This window comes from Acinetobacter pittii ANC 4050 (assembly GCF_000399685.1).
Taxonomy (GTDB): domain Bacteria; phylum Pseudomonadota; class Gammaproteobacteria; order Pseudomonadales; family Moraxellaceae; genus Acinetobacter; species Acinetobacter pittii_E.
This window is the reverse complement of record NZ_KB976987.1, coordinates 3193014-3213988: the sequence shown is the minus strand read 5'-3', so window position 1 is coordinate 3213988 and position 20975 is coordinate 3193014. Positions and strand designations below refer to the sequence as shown.

The 20975-nt window shown below is 39.9% G+C and carries 21 protein-coding genes; 12 read left to right on the top strand and 9 right to left on the bottom strand.

Annotated features, from left to right (window positions below; translation table 11 throughout):
• Nucleotides 1–21: 21 nt before the first annotated feature.
• On the top strand, nt 22–846 hold the full coding sequence (gene crc / locus F931_RS18825) for an exodeoxyribonuclease III (RefSeq protein ID WP_016142748.1): 825 nt from the start codon (nt 22–24) through the stop codon (nt 844–846).
• Nucleotides 847–1300: 454 nt separating this feature from the next.
• A complete protein-coding gene (yffB, locus tag F931_RS18820; protein WP_016142747.1) occupies nt 1301–1651 on the top strand; it encodes an arsenate reductase in 351 nt (116 codons plus the stop codon).
• Between the two features lie 37 nt (nt 1652–1688).
• Here the strand turns inward: yffB and F931_RS18815 are convergent, their stop codons facing one another.
• Nucleotides 1689–2126, bottom strand: a complete 438-nt coding sequence (locus tag F931_RS18815; RefSeq protein WP_002121971.1) for a DUF2147 domain-containing protein — start codon at nt 2124–2126, stop codon at nt 1689–1691.
• A gap of 152 nt (nt 2127–2278) precedes the next feature.
• Between F931_RS18815 and est the strand changes: the two genes are divergently transcribed.
• Together est and F931_RS18805 are read left to right on the top strand one after the other, a co-directional pair.
• Complete coding sequence (gene est / locus F931_RS18810) at nt 2279–3190, top strand: alpha/beta hydrolase (RefSeq protein ID WP_016142746.1); 912 nt, start codon at nt 2279–2281, stop codon at nt 3188–3190.
• A 174-nt stretch (nt 3191–3364) separates the two neighbouring features.
• Nucleotides 3365–4558 carry a GGDEF domain-containing protein gene (locus tag F931_RS18805; RefSeq protein ID WP_016142745.1) on the top strand — a complete coding sequence of 398 codons (1194 nt, stop codon included), beginning with the start codon at nt 3365–3367 and terminating at the stop codon, nt 4556–4558.
• On the opposite strand, the gene dsbD is transcribed toward F931_RS18805, so the two are convergent.
• From dsbD to F931_RS18785, 4 genes are all read right to left on the bottom strand, one after another.
• Nucleotides 4553–6379 (bottom strand): protein-disulfide reductase DsbD, encoded by a 1827-nt coding sequence (dsbD, locus tag F931_RS18800; RefSeq protein WP_016142744.1) that lies wholly within the window; start codon nt 6377–6379, stop codon nt 4553–4555. The genes F931_RS18805 and dsbD overlap by 6 nt on opposite strands.
• Nucleotides 6380–6397: 18 nt before the next feature.
• Nucleotides 6398–7165 (bottom strand): transporter, encoded by a 768-nt coding sequence (locus F931_RS18795; protein WP_016142743.1) that lies wholly within the window; start codon nt 7163–7165, stop codon nt 6398–6400.
• Nucleotides 7166–7177: 12 nt separating this feature from the next.
• On the bottom strand, nt 7178–7723 hold the full coding sequence (locus tag F931_RS18790) for an ankyrin repeat domain-containing protein (RefSeq protein WP_016142742.1): 546 nt from the start codon (nt 7721–7723) through the stop codon (nt 7178–7180).
• A gap of 153 nt (nt 7724–7876) precedes the next feature.
• Nucleotides 7877–8227 carry an HPF/RaiA family ribosome-associated protein gene (locus F931_RS18785; RefSeq protein ID WP_001019316.1) on the bottom strand — a complete coding sequence of 117 codons (351 nt, stop codon included), beginning with the start codon at nt 8225–8227 and terminating at the stop codon, nt 7877–7879.
• A 252-nt stretch (nt 8228–8479) separates the two neighbouring features.
• On the opposite strand from F931_RS18785, the gene puuE reads away from it, so the two are divergent.
• The 5 genes from puuE to tsx all read left to right on the top strand — a co-directional run bounded on the left by puuE (nt 8480) and on the right by tsx (nt 12607).
• Complete coding sequence (gene puuE, locus F931_RS18780) at nt 8480–9445, top strand: allantoinase PuuE (RefSeq protein WP_016142741.1); 966 nt, start codon at nt 8480–8482, stop codon at nt 9443–9445.
• Between the two features lie 99 nt (nt 9446–9544).
• Complete coding sequence (gene uraD / locus F931_RS18775) at nt 9545–10048, top strand: 2-oxo-4-hydroxy-4-carboxy-5-ureidoimidazoline decarboxylase (protein ID WP_016142740.1); 504 nt, start codon at nt 9545–9547, stop codon at nt 10046–10048.
• Nucleotides 10045–10368 (top strand): hydroxyisourate hydrolase, encoded by a 324-nt coding sequence (uraH, locus tag F931_RS18770; protein WP_016142739.1) that lies wholly within the window; start codon nt 10045–10047, stop codon nt 10366–10368. The genes uraD and uraH overlap by 4 nt, the downstream gene beginning before the upstream one ends.
• Before the next feature lie 24 nt (nt 10369–10392).
• The gene (locus F931_RS18765) at nt 10393–11760 is read left to right on the top strand and encodes a nucleobase:cation symporter-2 family protein (RefSeq protein ID WP_016142738.1); all 1368 of its coding nucleotides are present in this window, start codon (nt 10393–10395) and stop codon (nt 11758–11760) included.
• A gap of 121 nt (nt 11761–11881) precedes the next feature.
• On the top strand, nt 11882–12607 hold the full coding sequence (gene tsx, locus F931_RS18760; RefSeq protein WP_016142737.1) for an outer membrane protein OmpK: 726 nt from the start codon (nt 11882–11884) through the stop codon (nt 12605–12607).
• A gap of 55 nt (nt 12608–12662) precedes the next feature.
• Here the strand turns inward: tsx and hpxO are convergent, their stop codons facing one another.
• Nucleotides 12663–13820: an FAD-dependent urate hydroxylase HpxO gene (gene hpxO / locus F931_RS18755; protein WP_016142736.1), complete on the bottom strand. Its 1158-nt coding sequence runs from the start codon at nt 13818–13820 to the stop codon at nt 12663–12665.
• 199 nt (nt 13821–14019) lie between these two features.
• Between hpxO and alc the strand changes: the two genes are divergently transcribed.
• Both alc and allA read left to right on the top strand, forming a co-directional pair.
• Nucleotides 14020–15030 carry an allantoicase gene (alc, locus tag F931_RS18750; protein WP_016142735.1) on the top strand — a complete coding sequence of 337 codons (1011 nt, stop codon included), beginning with the start codon at nt 14020–14022 and terminating at the stop codon, nt 15028–15030.
• Nucleotides 15006–15527, top strand: coding sequence for an ureidoglycolate lyase (gene allA, locus F931_RS18745; protein WP_025470421.1), 522 nt, complete (start codon nt 15006–15008; stop codon nt 15525–15527). The genes alc and allA overlap by 25 nt, the downstream gene beginning before the upstream one ends.
• A 103-nt stretch (nt 15528–15630) precedes the next feature.
• Here the strand turns inward: allA and F931_RS18740 are convergent, their stop codons facing one another.
• The 3 genes from F931_RS18740 to F931_RS18730 form a co-directional block, all read right to left on the bottom strand.
• On the bottom strand, nt 15631–16425 hold the full coding sequence (locus tag F931_RS18740) for an SDR family NAD(P)-dependent oxidoreductase (RefSeq protein ID WP_016142733.1): 795 nt from the start codon (nt 16423–16425) through the stop codon (nt 15631–15633).
• Nucleotides 16426–16884: 459 nt separating this feature from the next.
• Nucleotides 16885–18768, bottom strand: coding sequence for a DNA topoisomerase IV subunit B (gene parE / locus F931_RS18735; RefSeq protein ID WP_016142732.1), 1884 nt, complete (start codon nt 18766–18768; stop codon nt 16885–16887).
• A gap of 14 nt (nt 18769–18782) precedes the next feature.
• On the bottom strand, nt 18783–19364 hold the full coding sequence (locus F931_RS18730; protein ID WP_016142731.1) for a YqiA/YcfP family alpha/beta fold hydrolase: 582 nt from the start codon (nt 19362–19364) through the stop codon (nt 18783–18785).
• 210 nt (nt 19365–19574) lie between these two features.
• On the opposite strand from F931_RS18730, the gene F931_RS18725 reads away from it, so the two are divergent.
• Nucleotides 19575–20918, top strand: a complete 1344-nt coding sequence (locus tag F931_RS18725) for a PGAP1-like alpha/beta domain-containing protein (RefSeq protein ID WP_016142730.1) — start codon at nt 19575–19577, stop codon at nt 20916–20918.
• The last annotated feature ends 57 nt before the right edge of the window (nt 20919–20975 follow it).

Sequence of the window (20975 nt, the reverse complement as noted above, 5' to 3'; positions counted from 1 at the left end):
CAATTGAGGTTAAATTTTCGCATGATACCAAAGGATCAGTATCCAAGTGATGTAAAAATTCTTCGAGTCGTTTCCATTAACGTAAATGGCTTACGTTCTTCAGTAACGAAAGGCTTACTTGAATGGTTAGAACAATCAGATGCCGATGTCGTATGCATGCAGGAAAGCCGCATTACCCATGAACAATGGACTGAAAAATTTAGACCCGAAGGATGGCATACCCATCTCTTTCCAGCAGAGCGTGCAGGTTATGCGGGAACTGCGATATATAGCCGCTTACCCTTTGTCTCTGTTAAAGATGGTTTAGGGTTTGAGCTAGCTGACAGTCAAGGCCGCTTTATTTCTGCGGAATTCGATTTAGGTTTGTCACATCCGGTACATATTGCATCATTATACTTACCTTCAGGCTCAAGTGGTGAAGAAGCGCAAGCACGTAAAGATTTATTTTTAGGTGAATACGCAAAAATCTTGAAACAATGGCGTGATGAAAATAAGTCAGTCATCATTTGTGGTGACTACAACATTGTTCATAAACGAATTGATATCAAAAACTGGTCAGGTAATCAAAAATCATCTGGCTGTTTACCACATGAACGTGCATGGCTTGATCATATTTATGACGAACTGGGTTATGTCGATACCTTCCGTGTGGTTCGCGCAGAAGCAGAACTTTATTCATGGTGGTCAAATCGCGGTCAAGCCCGTGCAAAAAATGTAGGGTGGCGTATTGACTATCATGCTTGCTCACCAGACTGGAAAGCCCGCACAATTAATGCTTGGGTTTATAAAGATCAATGGTTTAGTGATCACGCACCTGTCATTATCGACTACAAAATTCAAGAATAAGTGAACAACTGTTCACTTACATTGTCGTTTTCGCTTACAGCATATGTCGTTTTTGAGTATTTTTCTTACACAGCTTTAACGGCATTATAGCCCCACGGCACAGGGAAGCAGTCAGGATGACGCAAAAGGATAGGACGCCGTAGGAAGATAAAATAAACTTATGATAAGTTTATTTGCAAGGATGTGACAATGGACGTTGAAATGAGACCCGCATGATCAGGATGATTAAATGCGGGTTTTCTCTTTTTTAGTCTCTTATTTTTGCGCTAAGTTCTTTTAGTTTTAACTTCTTCTTATTAAGCTCATTATTGCCTTGTCTTATGACAATAACATGACATTTCGCTTTCAATTAATCATTAATTTTCATTTGTTTTAAAAGTATCGGTATAAAGTAGTGCTTAAAAGCTTTTTGGGTTAGGCTGTGTGTTCTCTCTTTTTGACATGGTCCAATAAAATGTTAAAAATTTATGGAATTAAAAACTGTAACTCAATGAAAAAAGCTTTTGATGCTTTGCAAGCCAAAGGGCTTAGCTACGATTTTCATGATTATAAAAAACAAGGCATTGATGCAGATACTCTAAAAATCTGGTTAAAAGAAATTGGACAAGATACTGTTCTCAACAAAAAAGGCACAACTTGGCGTAAGCTTTCAGAAGAAGAACAAAATCGTGCTTTAAGCAATGAAGATCACCTTATTGAAGCACTCATTGCTCAACCAAGTTTGATTAAAAGACCTGTTTTACAAACCGCTCAAGGTTTCATTGTAGGTTTCGATGAAACCACTTATCAAAATATCCAAGCATAAAAAACGAGCCATACGGCTCGTTTTTTTATTAAAACTTTTAGTTCGCGCGAATCCATGTTTGGTTACGACCAAGTGCAGAAACGCCAATATAACCACGCAGTTTAAGCTTTTTACCGCCATCGGTTAACTCACCTTTCAATTTGTAAGTTTTACCAGATTTTGGGTCTAAAATCGTACCGTTTTCATAACTGTTACCACCTACATTTTTTAAATTATGTACAATGGTGACACCTTTAAGTGGTTTGTTTTTATACGGACCTTCACATTTTGTACAAGCGTTTTCTTCGCCCGGTGTCAAAATGTTTTGAATGGTTGCAGTTAAGGTTCCGTCCTTCTGTTCCGTAAATTTCACTACGGCTTTTGGCTTGTTGGTCTGATCATCAATCGTTTTCCATACCGTTCCATTGAGTGAATCAGCCGCATTGGCAAATGCAGCCATACCAATGAGTCCTAAAGCTAAAGCAATCTTTTTCATTTTTGTAATATCCTTGGGTCTTTCAAGATTTTCAGTATTCAGAAGTCGCAAAGATATTGCAATTTTTGAATGTGACTGTTTCGTGTAACCTTGTAATCTTGCAAAATAAAATTTACAAGAAAACAAGAAACTAGCATAAAAATGGATGCTATATGAATATATCAAATGTTTGGAAATATTACTTTACAGAAACTTTTCTTAAAACAACAATTCGCAAGCCAAGCCAGCTAAATTTGCCGGCTACTGCTTTACGTCCCGTTCTAGATCAGATGTGTCGTGCTTTTCCACGACAAAAAAATGTTTCTGTGCGCCCAATTCGGTTAGCAGGCATTAAAGGTGAAGAAATCAAACCGCAAGATTCTGCAACTCAACTGATTTTTCACATTCACGGTGGCGCTTTTTTCCTTGGGAGTGTCAAAACTCACCATGCTTTTATGACCGATTTAGCTGCCCGCACCCAAATGCAGATTATTCATGTGGATTATCCACTTGCGCCTGAACATCCCTACCCTGAGGCGACTGAAGCTCTATATGACATCTATCAATCTTTATTGGTACAAGGCGTTCAGCCTAAAGATATTATTTTATCGGGTGATTCATGCGGAGCAAATTTAGCACTAGCACTTTGCTTACGTTTAAAAGAACAACCTGAGCTTATGCCGAGTGGCCTGATTTTGTTATCTCCATTTTTGGATTTAACGCTCACGAGTGAGTCTCTCAGATTTAACAAAAAACATGATGCGTTATTATCTATTGAAGCCCTACAAACAGGAACTCAGTACTATATAGGCAATCATATCGCAGCTGATGATCCACGCGTTTCACCTATTTTCGATGACTTACATGACCTACCGCCAACTTTGGTTCAAGTAGGATCTAAAGAAATCTTATTAGACGATGCCAAGCGTTTTAGAGAAAAAGCTGAAGAGGCTGGCGTTAAAGTTCAATTCAAACTTTATACGGGCATGTGGCATAACTTCCAGATGTTCAATGCGTGGTTTGATGAAGCAAAACAAGCATTGGCAGATATTGCTGAATTTGCCCATGAGCTTGATAAAACTTAATTTACCTATCAATGATGTGAATAGCTCTAAAAACTTTTCACATCATTTTCCTTATAAAAGGCATCATGTATAAAATGAAAATCATGCTATGTTTAAAATATAAATTAATTTAAACAATCCAATATTAGAATGGTCTAACAAAGAGGCATCTAAATTTAGGAGCCCTTACGTACTATGAAAAATCGTTTAATCACTTATCCCATACATAGAACAAAACAGGTGATAATCGATTTCATCCATAACAATCACATCATCAACTGGACACCACTACAAAAAAGCGCACTGATGCTCACACTTGCCTGCGCCATGAACTTTAGTTGGATCTTATGGAAAGGTTATATTTTAATTACGCCAAGCGTCTGGCAATGGGCAAATCTGCCTTTGGTTGAGTCACAAATCTGGCTTAATTTATTGACCTTATTTTTATTGGGCCTTTTGATTATCCCCTGCTATCGATACAAAAATGTTGAGTGGGCTCAAAGAGTCATTCCTTTCATTAGTGTGCAGTTCTTTGCACTCATGCTATGCCATGATGGATATTTAATTGGCAGTATTAGCCCAGCCACTATGGTCGGTTATGTGGGCACGATTGGTGTCGGTCTGGTGTTATTTGACCGTAAAATTGTTTATAGCGCCCTTGTACCTGCAACGATTATTTTAACGGTATGTACATATTTAAGTATGAGCGGTACTGTGCCTTATGCCCCTCTATTTAATTTTAAGGCTATGGAACATGCTCAAACTAACCCCTTTTGGTTAGCGAGCATGGCTTTTTTTATTATGCCCATCTTATTGGCTTGCTTTATTTTATTTGAAATATTGCTCACTCAATGGCGGCAACGTGAAACTTATATTCAACGCCTAAGCCAACTTGATCCCTTAACTAATGTATTAAATAGACGTAGTTTAAACACGCATTTAGAGTCGCTACACCAACAGCAATTTGATTATGCAGTAGTACTTCTCGATATCGATCATTTTAAAAAAATTAATGATATATACGGGCATCACCAAGGTGATCAAGTCTTAATTGAAATCGCTCAATGTCTTTCTGAGAACTTGCGTAACGAGGATATTATTGGACGTTTTGGTGGAGAGGAGTTTATTTTATTACTCCCTCATACCGATATTATTCAAGCAGAGAAAATTGCTGAGCGTTGTCGTCTTGCTTTGCAAGAACTGCCCGTTTGTAGCGCTCAAAACAATCCTATTCATATTAGTGCAAGTTTTGGAATCAGCAGTTCAGCTTTTGCAGAAGACCCTTATCTTGTTATTCGACAGGCTGATCAAGCCCTCTACGCGGTAAAAGCTTCAGGACGCAATCAAGTACGTACATTTCATCAGATTGAAACGATGAATACCTTATGAATCTTTTAGTTTTGCCAAGCTCGCAAGTTGTTGCAAAAGCTCTTGCTGACTAAAAGCACCAGTTAAACGCAATGCGCGAATTTCTTTTTGCTCTGGGCTTAAAAATAGATAGGTCGGTGGACCTAAAATATTCCATTGTTTGAGTAGCGCTTCATGTGACTGGTCATAATGACTCAAATCAAGCTTAATTAAATAATATGGTGCAAGAGCAGCCTGAACCTCAGGTGATTTTAAAATACGATGCTCAATCGGTTGGCAGGCAACACACCAGTCTGCATAGACATCAACGACAATAGCTCGATCTGTAGGCGCTGCTGCTAAAATTTTCTTAAAGTCCGCTGCTGTAGTTGCAATATGCCACTCGGCCATATGATTAGAACTTTGCAAAGTTCGATTTTGAATGTGTTGGTATTGGTTATAGGCTACAAAAGGTGTAACGATTAATAATAAAATCGCGTAGAGCCATTGGAGCTGCCCTTTTTTCCAGAAAAACTGATAAAGCGCATAAATTATAAAAGCGAGACCTAATACGAGACTAAGAACTTGCATGCCCCAATCTGGCAATAAAGGACGAATAAAATAAAGACTTAAACCTAACATCAGAAAAGCAAAAATAACTTTAATCTGATGCATCCAGTCACCAGCTTTAGGCAGAAATTTCGCCCCTAAAATACTTGCCAGTAATAGCGGAATTCCCATTCCAAAACCTAGACAGAATAAAAGCAAAGCCCCTTGCCACTGGTTTTGTGTTTGAGAAATAAATAATAAAGTTCCAGCGAGGGGTGCGGTCATACAAGGACCCACCAAGAGTGCAGAAACCACACCCATGACTCCAGCACCCACTAAAGTGCCACCTTGTTGCATCGACTGAATACGATCAAGTCGGTTTAACCATGTCTGAGGTAAACGAAGCTCAAACAGACCGAATAAATTCAAAGCAAAGACAATAAACAGTAAACTAAAAGCAATTAAGGTTGCTGGCTGTTGTAACCAACGCTGGAAATTTAGACCTGCCGAAGAAGCAATTAAACCTAAGCCAGCGTAAACCAATGCCATGCTACACACAAAAGTAAGCGCAATGGTCCAAGCTTTTAGACCTTTATGATCTCGAATGATGAGTGAAGTTAAAATGGGCAGCATCGGTAAAGAGCATGGTGTAAATGCGAGCAACATGCCTAAACCTAAAAATAATAAAACGCCATACCACAGCGAGTTCTCAATTAACTTAGCAGACCAGATCTGATCTTGCGCAATTTGTGGTGTGGTTATAGTAACTGCTGACTCTGTATTTTGCTCTTTTTCTACAGATTCTGAACCCTTGGAAGTGTCAGATTGTGTATTTGCTAAATCTAGCAATCGTTTTGGTGCTGTTCCTGCTTGGTTCTGTACACCAACTAGGCCATCTGCATCAGTTTGAAACTCAATGGTTTGTGGTGGATAACAAATACGGTCTTTGGCACAGCCCTGCCAAGTCACACTATAGTGCTCTGAAGGCTTAGTCTTAATTTGGAAATTAACTTGATGGTAATAAACCTGACTTTGCCCATAATTTTCATCATATTGGGCAATCGCTTTCGGTAACTTTAAAGCTAAAGGTTGAGTACCTTGTTGTACGGAAAATTTATGCTGATAAAGATAGTAATTTGGCTGAATCTGCCAAGATAAACTCGCAGTATGCGGCTCAGAAGATTCAACCGAAAATGAAAAAGCTTGTTCGGGTGAAAGTAGCTTATCTTGCGCAGAAACCAACTGGCTAAACACACAAACAGCAACTGCTAGAAAATAAAGAATTCCCTGATGAATAAGCTTTTTCATTAACATAAATTTAAATTGCTTTATTTAGAACAAGAACGCCACGCCTAAGCCACCGTTGTAGCTCTTGTCTTGACCATTCAAATCAACCCCGATACTTGCATCGAGTTGTGTACGATTATTTACGGCGTAGACTAAACCTGTACCTAAACCATACTCATAGTCTTGGCTTTCAGCTTTACGGTAAATGAACTCAGAATAACCTGATAGCTTACCTGCGATTTTATAGTCAATCGTCGGTACTGCTGTCACTGCCCAATCACTATTTTGCACTTCGTAGCGCATGGTAATTGAGGTGCCCACTAAATCACTATATTGGTAAGCTACCGCAGAGCTAAGACTATAAATGTCGTCATGGGCTGTAAATTTATCATTTCCCGTTGCAATGATAGCTTCTGCCAACACTGCCATAGACAATCTATCGTCTTTTAAATCAATAGCTTTTTTTAAACCAATACTTATATCACCAAAACCTGAAGTATCATTTTTTTTGCCAGCACGTTTAGTTTGGGTCCATGCTGGACCTTGCCATCCTAATTGTAATTCTAAATCACGCGCTAAACCTGTACGGAATAACATATCCTGATTTAAGGTTACGGTCTTTTCTTTAACACCGTCAACAGTCGACTCAGTATAGGTTACGCTTGGTAAACCTTGCTCCCACGCCAAATTACCTACAGGAGTAATTCCCGTTCCCATTCCAGCACCTGGACGGTCAAACGAGAACTCTGCGGCAAAAGTACTTCCTGCAGCAACAGTGGTCAGAGCAAAAGTTAAAATTTGAAATGTTCTCATTCTATTATCCAATCAAGTAGTTAGTTCTTTTGACATTTTTGCCCCATGTTGGCGCAATAACTCGAGTGTTTCACGCTCTTCTTGAAGCGCTTCTGACCAATCTATTTCATCAAAGTCACAATCAAAGAACAACTGACTGATTGAAGATAAAATAGTGAGACCCTCTTCATCACGTGTGTTTGGGTCAACTTTTTCATCGAGTAAACGTTGAACGGCTGGAGCACATGCCGAGCTTGCTGCATCCCATAAAGGACCATAAAACTCCTCTGCATCCCAAAGGTGTACGTTGGCTTTGGCTTGAATTAAAGCTTCAAGAATATCGAGGTAAACTTGTAATCTTTTTTGCTTTTCTTCTTTTGATAAAGGTTTACCCGCTTCATAGGCTTCTGATACCTCTTCCCACCATTTGAAAATTCCGTCACAAATGATTGATACAGGTGGTCCTTGTTCCGGATCAATAAAGTTCGGATCAAGCCCGTCAGCAAGTAATTTTTGCACTTGCGCGAGTTCTAATTCTTCTATGGCTTTAATTAAAGCTTGCTGCTCGGTGGTTAACATGACCATCTCTCAAAAATATATTAGGGCTATTATGCCTAATCTCATATGAAGATTTTAGAGGTTGATTGCATCGCATTGCAAACCTAATGTTGTGAATAGTTTTATTTTCATCAAATATAAAAAAAGCCCCGAAGGGCTTTTTAACGTTTTCAATTAGACTTCATCATCAATGAATTCTGGTTGTCCACCTCTCGGGTGTTCTTTTTTCTCAAAAGTATGTTCAAGGCTACGTTTTAATTTTTCAATCGCACCATGAATTGAGGCATCAATATTTCCTGCTTTATGGTGCACTGCAACCGGTTTTAAACCTGAAGGACGCGCTTCAATCATACAGTGGATATCTTTGTCACCACCTTTGTCCCCATTTTCATCACTAAAATGAACCGAGAAATGCGTAATACGTTCGCTATGACGTTGGAATTCTTGAGTAAGTTCTGCACGTACATAAGTAATTAAACGTTCACTGTTATGGATGTTTTTATCTGTGCGGATTTCAATATTCATAAATACCATCCTCTCTTTCTTACTGTGGATCTTTTCTATGCAAAACTTTTTTATGTTGGCATGTTTTAAGCATGCATGAACTGACTTCAATTGTACATTTTGATGGTGTAATGGTTTGTTATCTCCTGACTTAAACGTACTGCTTTTAATTTATTTTGAAGATCTTCATATCTTCAATATCAGTCCATCTATAAAAATATGCAAGCTGATTTTTTAAATTTTTATGAAAAATTGAACAAAAGGAGAGCAATCGTGTCCAAATTTTACCTATCTGGAGCCGAGCTCATTGAGCAAATTCAAAAGTCTCCTTATTCACGTGATTTGATCGGTTATCACGGGCAACCTCCACAGGTTAAATGGCCTAACAATGCCAAGGTTGCAGTGCAATTTGTGCTTAATTATGAAGAAGGTGGCGAAAAACATATTGAGCATGGCGATGATGGCTCAGAACAGTTTTTATCGGAGATTATTGGCGCTGCAAGTTACCCGGCGAAACATATGTCGATGGACTCTATGTACGAATATGGTTCACGTGCTGGTTTTTGGCGCATTCATAATGAGTTCCAAAAGCGCAAACTCCCAATGACCATTTTCGGAGTGGCTATGGCGCTTGCCCGTAACCTCTATATTGTAGAGGCGATTAAGCAAGCTGATTATGATGTGGTTTCTCATGGCTACCGCTGGCTTCACTATCAAGATACCGATATGGAAGTTGAAAAGCAGCATATCGAACAGGCTTTATCTGTATTGGAAAACTTGTTTGGAAATAAAGTGACAGGTTGGTACACCGGACGTGACAGCCCGAATACACGTCAGTTACTTGCAGAATTTCCGCAAATTCAATATGACTCTGATTATTATGGCGATGACCTGCCCTTTTGGACGACTCTCACCGATACAGCTGGTGCATCACGCCCTCATCTCATTATTCCTTATACTTTGGAATGTAACGACATGAAGTTCTGCTCGCCGGGTGGATTTAATAGCTCAGAACAGTTTTTTCAATATTTAAAAGATAGTTTTGATGTGTTGTATGCAGAAGGAGAAACTGCACCAAAAATGATGTCAATTGGAATGCATTGCCGTATTTTAGGGCGACCAGGCCGTTTTAAAGCGCTACAAAGGTTCCTCGACTATATTCAAATGCATGATCGTGTTTGGATATGTCGTCGTCAGGATATTGCACAGCATTGGTATAAAAATCACATAACTCAATAATTGATTTTTAGTTTTCCAAATTCTTAAGCAAATCATAAATCACTCTTGGCACTGTTATTGCTAAAACTCTATATCACATTAACGAGTTTAGGAATAACAGTGTTTTTAGTCGAGTTTAATCAAGCCTCACCAGAACAACTCAAGACTCTGTTAAACAACTGCGTCCATATTCCTGCATGGGCCGAAAAAATTATTTCAGAACGCCCCTATTCAACAAAAGCATCTCTTTTGGAATATGCAGAAAATTTAAGTCAAATGTGGTCATGGCAAGACATTGAAACTGCTTTAGCAACCCATCCAAAAATTGGTGAACGCCAAGCTAAAAAACAACTCAATGCAAAAGAGCAGCATTTTTCAAATCAGGAACAAGCTGGCATTTCTTTAGATGAACAAACACAACAAGCTCTGCTACAAGGCAACCTTGATTATGAACAAAAGTTTGGCTTTATTTTTTTAATTAAAGCGGCAGGCCTCAGTAGTGATGAAATTTTAAAAAAACTACATGAACGTCTACAAAATGACTTGGCTATTGAAAAAACAATTGTACATGGGCAACTCGCAGCGATTGCTCTATTACGCCTATCTCAGGAAATACAAGCATGATCAGCACACATATTTTAGATACGAATTTAGGTAAACCAGCTGCACAGGTAGAAGTGAAGTTGTTTCATGCAGAAACTCATGAGCTGATAGCGACTGCAATTACCAATCAAGACGGTCGAGTGAGTAATTTTGGAATAAAAGACTTAGGTGAAGGCGCTTATCAACTTGAATTTGAAATTGCACCTTATTTTTCATCACAACAAGTCAAAACTTTTTTCCCACGTGTTTGTATCCAATTTTTTATAGAAGACGTCAATCAGCATTATCACATTCCATTACTGATCAGCCCATTTGCTTACTCCACTTATCGCGGTAGTTAATTCAAATATAAATAGGAGAAAAATATGAACCATCAGCAAAAAAATGCGATTTCTCCAGAGCATGAATATTTAGGAATTTCCAAAAGTTTTGCTTACGGCTTACAGCATGTGCTGACCATGTATGGTGGCATTGTAGCCCCGCCCTTGATTATTGGAACGGCAGCTGGCTTAAGCTCAGCACAAATCGGAATGCTCATTGCAGCGGCTCTATTTGTAGGTGGATTGGCAACCCTAATCCAAACAATCGGAACCAAATATTTAGGCGCAAAATTACCTCTGGTACAGGGTGTGTCTTTTGCAGGTGTAGCCACCATGGTTGCCATTATCACCACAGGCGGTGGTTTGCCTGCTGTCTACGGCGCGGTCATTGCTGCATCTCTGATTGGACTATGCCTTGCGCCTTACTTCTCAAAAATTATTCGTTTTTTTCCACCCGTGGTAACTGGATGCGTCATCACGATTATTGGATTGTCTTTGCTACCTGTTGCAATTCGCTGGATGATGGGTGGCAACAACAAGGCGCCTGACTGGGGTAGCGTAGAAAATATCTCTTTGGCCCTGCTGACCTTAGGCATTGTGATTGTTTTAAATATGCTGCCGCAAGCAAGCATTCGTCGTTTATCAATTTTGTTGGCTATTGTTGTTGGTACTACCCTTGCCTACTTTATGGGTTTTGGTGATTTTAGTCAGGTGAGTTCAGGGGCATGGCTGCAATTTCCACACTTATTTGCATTTGGTTTACCAACTTTCGAGCTCAGTGCAATCTTATCGATGTTGATCGTTACCTTAGTGATTATGACTGAAACCACAGCAGATATTATTGCTGTCGGAGATATTGTAGGAACTGAAGTCGATTCGAAACGGATCGCCAATGGCGTTCGTGCAGATATGTTTTCGAGTGCTTTTGCGCCTATCTTTGGTTCATTCATGCAAAGTGCTTTTGCCCAAAATGTTGGACTGGTTGCGATTACAGGCATCAAAAGCCGCTTTGTAGTCGCAGCAGGTGGTGTGATTCTGATTATTTTGGGCCTACTCCCTATTATGGGTCGTTTGATTGCCGCGATTCCAATGCCTGTACTTGGTGGTGCAGGTTTGGTCTTGTTTGGGTCGGTTGCAGCGAGTGGAATTCGCACTTTGGCAATAATAGATTATAACGATCAGAAAAATTTGATTATTGTGGCAACTGCTTTATCAGCAGGGATGATCCCAATTATTAACCATGAGTTTTATGCTCATTTCCCAGTTTGGGTACAAACATTATTTCACTCAGGTATTAGCTCAACATGTATTTTTGCTATCTTATTGAATTTATTATTTAATCATTTACCTTCATTTCGCAGCTCGCGTACTCCGCATTTAAGCCAAACAATAAACACAAGAAATACTCATTAAAGATTTACTTTTTAGCGCCCCACTTCGGTGGGCTTTTTTTTAACCGTTGATCAAATTTGGCTTCATTTTTGCTTAAGACCCTGTATCCTTAGCGTGCTTTATTTGGGGGGAGATCATTTAAATGCAATTAAAGCAACTTGCGGCGACTTGTGCCTTGTTATCTGCAACAGCCATGGTTCAGGCGAAACCAATTTGGCAAGATTTTAGCGTGACTGGACTTTATGGTGAAAACTATGAAGTTGTAGATGAGAAAGAAACCACGATTACTTTGGAATATGCAGCGAAAGTTAAATATGCTGACGTATTTTTCTTCTTAGACCGCATGCGTGGCGAAGATGACTATAAAAGCACTTATTTTGAGTTATCACCGCGTTTAAGCTTAGGTGAAGTGTCTGGTAAAAAACTGGCATATGGCCCAGTAAAAGATGTGTTGATTAGTACCACTTGGGAGAGTAACTCTCAAAACGGCAACAACTTCGACAACTTCCTTTATGGTTTTGCAGTTGATTTAGATATCCCATATTTCCAATATGCGAATTTAAACTTCTACCGTGCGAATAATGAGAAAACTGACGACGATTATCAAATGACATTCGTTTACGGCATTCCATTAAAATTAGGATCTGAAGATTTCTTGGTAGATGGTTTCCTTGACTGGTCAACCGCTGAAGATGACCATGCAAGCGAGTTGAACTGGACAACTCAATGGAAATGGAATGTAGGTAAACACATTTCTCCTGATACACGTTTATACCTAGGTATCGAGCACTCAGTGTGGAATAACAAATTTGGTATTAAAGGTGCCGACGAAAATAATGTTAGTGCATTGGTTAAATACCACTTCTAAAATTTTTATTTAGAAGCATAAAAACAGCAAGGAAGAATCCTTGCTGTTTTTGTTTTTAATCGAGTGGATTACCCACAATATTGCTAATAATCCCCTGCATAATATGTCCGCCTTGTTCACGGCGTAACTCCGCATACCAAGCTTGGGTAACAGCTTCATCTTTCATATGGGTCACATCACAACGTTTGCGTGCACGAAGTACCAATTCATTGGCACGTTCATTACGTTTATTTTGATAGCGTCGCAAAGCATCCTCTAGCCCCAAAGTATTAATTTGCAGAGAACGCGCTAAATAAATTGCGTCTTCCATCGCTTGGCAACCGCCTTGGCCAATATCAGGTGTCGTGCTGTGTGCAGCATCCCCTAAAATCACCACGCGACCTTTATAAAATTGAGTGAACGGTTCAATATCATGGATTTCTACCCGATTGGTCTTTTGCGGGTCTAAGCGCTCAATGAGTTGCTGTACTGGCAAACACCAATCAGCAAAATATTGTTTTAAAAGTTTTCTATAGTCATCTCGATTATTGTCTAAACCTGCTGGCAAAGGCACATCTAAAAAGAAATAAAACTTACCATCCGCAACCGGCATCAGAGACGCACGCTTGCCTTCCCCCACATAAGTCGTCCATTGCTCGGCTGGTGCTAAATCTTCAGAGATTTCAACCAAACCATTCCAGTTCACATAACCCGCATAACGGCGCTGTACTTGCTGACCCAGCACATATGCACGAGTCAGTGAGTGAGTACCATCCGCCCCAATTAATAGATCAGCCTGTGTTGAACTGCCATCTGCAAAATGAACCTCGACATAATCAGCTTTATCTTCAAGGCTGACCATTTTTTTGCCTAAATAAATCTGATCTCGGCCAAACTCATCCATAAGCATATTTTGTAAATCAGCACGTGCAACTGGATAAGGTCGTTGTCCTACTTCTTCAATTAATGGCAATAAACTGAATTGTGTCATCACATCGCCAGTTAAACCATCTACATAGGCCAAGTCATCCATTTGTCCGCCAAGTTTGGCGATTTTCTCGGTTAATCCCAGATAGTTCAGACATTTCACACCATTCGACCATAGCGAAATTGCTGCACCGACAGGAAGGATTTTTTCAGTTTGTTCGAAAATGCGTACTTGGTGACCAAATTTTTTTAATGCAATGCCTGTGGTTAGACCTCCCATTCCCGCACCAATAATCACCACATTCATAACACGCTCCTATAGATATTCACCTATAGGGTGCTTATGCTAAAAACATGCCATCGTTCAAAAATTATTTAGCTTTTCCAAAAAACTGGCATGCACCATGCTTATATATTTAAGTACAAAACTAGTCTCGGCACGCTCAGTGTCAGCGCAGTTTTAAATGAAAAATCATGTTTTTAACAAGAAATACGGATACTCCCCTATGGCAACATTGCACGCCCCAGCTTTTGAACTTCCTGAAATTTTGAATACTAAAACTAATTTGGCCGATGCCCGAATTGGGGCACAAGTCATTGAGTGTTCAGACGATTTCTTTGCAGAAGCAAAGCGTATGCTGCAATTTGAAGCACCCATTTTTGTTGAAGATAAATTTGATGACAACGGCAAATGGATGGACGGCTGGGAAACCCGCCGTAAGCGTCATGCGGGCTATGACTGGTGTATTGTAAAACTAGGGGTGAGTGGAAAAATCACTGCTCTTGATATCGATACCAGCTTTTTTACAGGAAATTATCCAGCTTCTGCATCATTAGAAGCATGCTATGCACCAAATGGGGACCTGACAGGGGCAAAATGGGAAAGTGTTTTAACAAATACTGAACTCGGCCCAAGCCAGCATCATATTTTCATGGTCAATAATGATGCACTTTTCACTCATATACGCCTCAATATTTTCCCGGATGGCGGTATTGCTCGTTTACGTGTCTATGGTGATGTTCATATTCAAGCGACTGACAGCGAACAAACTCTCGATTTATTGGCTCTCGAAAATGGTGGTCGTGTAGTTGCCTATAGCGATGCGCATTTTGGACATCCATGTAATTTGATTAACCCAGGCCGTGGCGTCAACATGGGGGATGGATGGGAAACCAAACGCCGCCGAGCACCGGGTTATGACTGGTGTATTCTTGCCCTCGGTAAAAGCGGAAAAATTGAGAAACTTGAAATTGATACGGCTCACTTTAAAGGGAACTTCCCTGCTGAGGTGTCTATTCAAGCGGTTTACCTTGAAAATGCAACCGATGCACAGTTAATTCCTCAAAGTATGTTCTGGTCTTACTTACTAGAAGCCCAACCGATGCAAATGGATCATATTCATGAATATGTGAATGAGATTTTACAACATGAAAAAATCTCGCATATTCGTATTAACATGATTCCCGATGGTGGTATTAGCCGTGTTCGTTTATGGGGAAAAATTGCCAAGTCATGATGAATAATATTCAAATTCAGCCTTTAACAATTGAAAATTTTCAGCCCTTCGGAGAAGTTATTTGTTGTGATGGGCATGACTTTTTTCATATTAATGATGCCCACACCGAGCGCTACCATGCGCTCGTTGAAACTGAAATTGAGGGAGCAGCAAAAGTAGGAATTAGTATTTTCCGTAATATTAAAGCCAGTGTACTACCTCTGGAAATTTCAATGTTGGAGCGTCATCCGAAAGGCTCTCAAGCATTTATCCCATTACAACAACAAAATTTTTTAATTATTGTGGCACCCGCTTTAGACGAAAATACTCCCGATATTTCAAAGCTATGTGCTTTTATCTCAGACGGTAAGCAAAGTATCAATTATCGGGCAGGCACATGGCATCATCCTTTGCTTACCTTTGAGGCACCAAGTGATTTTGCAGTGGTAGACCGAATTGGTAACGGCGCAAATTGTGATGTTTTTCAATTTCCAGAAGCTATAAAAATTACTGTCTAAATTAAAATAGACAAATCTGTCTATTTTAATTTAGTGATCAAAATGCCAATGGTCGCGTAAGAACAGAGTCGTGCACTTCAAACGCCAACCTAAGCTTTGAGTATTACAGAATAGAACGGAAGGTCCCGCCTTCAACACGAACTGCTGCCCCATTAGATGCTGATCCCAAAGGACTTGCTAATAACGCAACCATGGATGCAATTTCATCAGCTTCAATCATTCTTGCAATCAATGAGCTTGGACGATATGTCTCAAAAAAATGTGCTTCAATTTGTTGATCTGTCATGTCGGGACGAGGAGCAGTTTGACGCAAATAGTCCATGATACCTTCGGAACGTGTTGCAGAAGGGAGTACGCTGTTCACCGTAACTCCTGTGCCTTTTGTTAACTCGGCCATTCCACGTGATACAGCCAATAGAGCAGATTTACTTACGCCATAATGCACCATATCTGGTGGTGTGAATGCTCCTACCTCACTCGACATAAAAATCACTCTTCCCCAATTATTTTCTAACATTTTTGGAAAGTAGTGACGAGATAAGCGCACACCTGACATAACATTCACATTAAGCATATGCCACCAGTCTTCGTCTGTAATCTCAGTAAATGGTTTAGCTTCATAATATCCTAAGTTATTTACCAAAATATCGGTGTAAGGATGTTGTGAAATTAATGTCTCAACTCCCTCTGATGTACTAAGATCAGCTAAAAACCCATGTACTTTGCCCAAGGGAGCATTTGCTTCTATCTCGGCTATCGCTGCCGCCAATTTGTCTTGGGTACGGCCCGTAATGATGACATCAGTTCCTTCTTTAACTAGAGTTTTGGCAATTGCTAGACCGATGCCTGCTGTTGCCGCAGTTACAATAGCTGTTTTACCTTTCAGTTGGAGATCCATAGCTTTTTCCTTTTCATATTTAAAGATGGTGTGCAGGCGCTTTAATCATTCTTTGGCTATACCAGATTTAGCCAATTTCTGATCAAGGACCTATTAGCGATGAGTCACCACATAAGATGTAAAGAGAGCTAAAGTATTACTAAATTCCCTTTCATCCTGTTCCAATACGTTTTGCAAATTAATTACATAAATTCATGGAAAAACTGAGATGACTGAAACACCATAACGATGATTTATATGAAGTGTATGGTTAGCAGCAGAGGGGATAAACAACCGTCAAAGGAAAACATTTGTTCTTTAAAGAACAGAATCAGACAGCTTTTTTAGAAGTATGGCCATCAAAAGATAAAGGATATGCCTAAAATCAGAAAAACTACTTATAAATTAGTTATTTGAAATAAATTATATGAGTTGTCAGGTGCAGGATAATTTTATAAAAAATTATCCTGCACCCTTTAATTAAACAGTGATATCAGCCAAGTTACCCTTCTGCTCAAGCCACTGCTTACGATCTGCCGAACGTTTTTTCGCAAGTAATTTGTCGAGTAAACCTGCTGTAAAATGGGCATCATCAAGATCTAATTGAACCAAGCGGCGTGTATTAGGATCCATCGTGGTTTCACGTAGTTGAATCGCGTTCATCTCACCCAATCCTTTGAATCGGGTAATTTGCGGATTACGATTACCTTTAATATTTTTCAAAATAGTTTCAAGTTCATCATCATCAAGCGCGTAATGGACATCTTTGCCAATGTCGATACGGAACAATGGTGGCATTGCCACATACAAATGTCCTTCTTCAACCAATGCTGGAAAGTGTTTAACAAATAAAGCGCAAAGCAAAGTCGCAATGTGTAAGCCGTCCGAGTCCGCATCGGCCAAAATACAGATTTTGCCGTAACGTAGTTCAGATAAATCATCACTGCCCGGATCTACACCAATCGCAATTGCAATATCGTGAACTTCTTGAGAAGCCAAGACTTCATCTGAAGAAACTTCCCACGTATTTAAGATTTTTCCACGAATTGGCATGATGGCCTGAAAGTTTTTATCACGGGCTTGCTTGGCACTACCGCCCGCAGAGTCACCCTCGACAATAAACAGTTCACTGTCCTCACGCGTTTGACCGACACAGTCCGCCAATTTACCCGGTAAAGCAGGGCCAGAAACAATCTTTTTACGCTCGACTTTCTTTGCTGCTTTTAAACGACGGCCTGCTTTAGAAATCGCCATTTCTGCCAGTTGCATGGCAATTTCAGCATGTTGGTTTAACCAGAGCGCAAACGCGTCTTTAGCAATATTTAAAACAATATTGGATGCTTCTCGACTAGAAAGACGCTCTTTGGTTTGACCTGAAAACTGCGGCTCTTGGAACTTGAGCGATAAAATATAGTTCACGCCATCCCAAACATCTTCTGCCGAAAGTTTAAGGTTTCGTGGCAACAGGTTGCGCAGCTCACAGAACTCACGTAACGCCTCAGTTACACCTGAGCGTAAACCGTTCACATGAGTACCGCCTTGCGCGGTTGGAATCAGGTTGACATAACTTTCTTGAACCTGCTCACCGCCTTCTACATTCCAACAAATTGCAAATTCACATGCCGCACGATCTGCTTGACCGCTGCTCACAAAAGCAGGATTTGGCAAGATTTCGCGATCTTGCAACTCATCCATCAAATAATCGACGAGGCCATTTTCAAATTGCCATTCGATTTTTTCATCGTTAATTTGATCGATATAGATAATTTTTAAGCCAGCCGCTAACACAGCTTTGGCTTTTAAATTGTGTTTAAGGGCTTTTAAAGCAAATTTTGGACTATCAAAATATTTCGCTTCTGGCCAAAAATGTACCGTTGTTCCTGTCGCGCGTTTTGGTGCTTTACCTTCGAGAACGGCTAAAGGCGCTACTGGTTCACCTTGTTCAAAAGCCATTTGGTATAGGTTACCCTGACGTTGAACTTCGACCTCAACACGTGTTGATAAAGCGTTTACAACTGAAATTCCCACCCCATGTAAACCACCTGAAAATTGGTAATTATCGGTACTGAATTTACCACCGGCATGCAGCTTGGTCAAAATGATTTCGATACCACTTTGGCCATATTCAGGGTGAATATCGACCGGCATACCACGACCATTATCTTCAACTGACAATGAACCATCTTTATAAACCGTGACACAGATTTTGTCGGCATGACCAGCTAATGCTTCATCAACAGCATTATCAATCACTTCTTGGGCTAAATGGTTAGGTCGAGTCGTATCGGTATACATCCCTGGACGACGACGAACAGGGTCTAAACCAGAAAGGACTTCAAGCGATTGAGCCGTATATTGTGTCACGTTGTACGTTTTCCTTATTTGATGGTGTGCGCAAAGAATTCGATCACTAACGGTAATTTTTCTTCAAAATCTTCCATAGCATGATTGCCATGAGCATCCGTCAAAATCAATGAGGATGGCGTTGCAGCACTATAATAGCGTTGTGCTTGACGATAATCCAAAATTTCGTCGCCTTGTTGCAACAAGACGAGTATTTTGTCAGCATTTTCAGGTTGTTTCAGTTCAAGTTGTTGTAACTGTCGTAACTGAATATGGTCAATTGACCATTGATCATTCACCACATAGGGCATGCTTTCAACTTGAAATAACTCATCAAACAGCTTCCATGGTTGCATAGCAGGATTAATCAGTACAGCCGGAATATTATATTTCGCGACAAAATATGTCGCAAAAAACCCGCCGAGGCTACTACCGACTAAAGCCACGTCTTGTAAAGATTCAATAAGTGTTGAAACTTGCTCTACCACTAGATCGGGAGATCTATTTAGGTCTGGTAAATGCACATTTATGCCCAATTCGCTACAATACTGCTTAAGGCTTAGCCCCTTAATTGAAAGAGAGCTACTATTAAAGCCATGGAGGTAGATAATATTCATATATTTCCCTCTAAATTGAGAATAAAATCACATTTTTGTTCTCAGTTTGTATATAAAAACACTATTGTCAGACAAGAAAAACTACTCAACTAACCATTCATCAGTATTTTAAAAACATGTGTTATTTAAACTACTAAGATGGAAACGTTTACTGCCGTTGATAAAAAGTACAGCTTAAAACGTCGGTTATAACGTACATGGGGAAAAGATATGCCGAGCTTAACACCACTACATGAAACTTATTGTAAATGGGATCGTACGCCACCTAGTCAGGCAGACGTATTAGAAGGTTTAGCTCAACTGTTCAGTACCAGCTTAAATGGTGTACATGAATTAATTCAAGTTATTAATATTGAAGTATTAAAAAATGCTTTTGGTGTGAGCACACAAAATGCTAAAAACTTTCAAAAACGACCATTTGTGCAAAAGGCATATCAGCTTTCTTATGGCGCTTTACAAAAATACGGTAGCTGTTTTTTAGCGCCAAGCTTACGTCATATTATTGAAAAATATCCTACACTTCACGAAAAACCACTCACCCCAAGCCTACATTTTTTGGTTGGAATTTTGAATGGGATTTTTGGGGATTATCTACTCAAACAGCACAGCCCCCTCGCCTTACCCATGGTGCTATACGATCACTACGGTGCAATTCAGCAAGGGGAACTCGCAGGTCGTATCGTGATTTTGGCTCATGGTTTGTGTATGAACCATCTTACTTGGTCAAATGCGCATTATGGCGGTATTGGGGAGCGCCTATTAGCCCAGCGTGACCATAACACCATGCTGTATTTAAATTACAATACAGGTCGACGTATTTCAGCCAATGGACGCAGTTTTTCAAATTTATTAGAAGATTTGGTACAACGTAATCCAAGAATTACCAGTATTGATATCATTGGCCATAGTATGGGCGGATTGGTTTCTCGTAGTGCCTTGTTTTATGGTAAACAAAATATGTATCAATGGATTCATATGGTCGAGAATCTAGTCTGCATTGGTTCACCACATCATGGCGCAGTCTTAGAACGCTTTGGCTTTACCATACAAGACAAACTTGGGGCTTTCCCCTTCGTAGGTTTACTTGGTCAACTGGTTAATATACGTAGTAATGGCATTTTAGACTTACGCCACGGTAGCGTTCGTGATGACGACTGGGAATATATGGATGCCCGAATTGGCATGATGGATGATAATCGTGCCCCAGCTCCGCTACCTTCCCATATCAATACCTTTTTAGTGGCAGGCACCCTCGAGTTTGAAAAAGTACGTAACAAAGCACTTACTGTGATTGGTGACTATTTGGTAAGTGTAAAAAGCGCCCTAGGTGAACACCCAAATCCACGTTTTCAGCTCAAAGTTCCAGACTCTCATAAAGCCGTGTTTTATGGCTTAAATCACTTTGAAATTCAGTATCACTCAAGTGTCGCAGAACAAATTACGCGCTGGCTATATCCTCATATTAATGATTATGTGCAAGAAGGTATTCAAACCCATATTATTGATATGCCGAACTATACGCTCGAAGATTTAGAAGGAATTGTAGAGACGTAAAAAAAGCCCAACTTAAGTTGGGCTTTTTTAATTAATTAGCTTTTGTAGAAGAAAGAA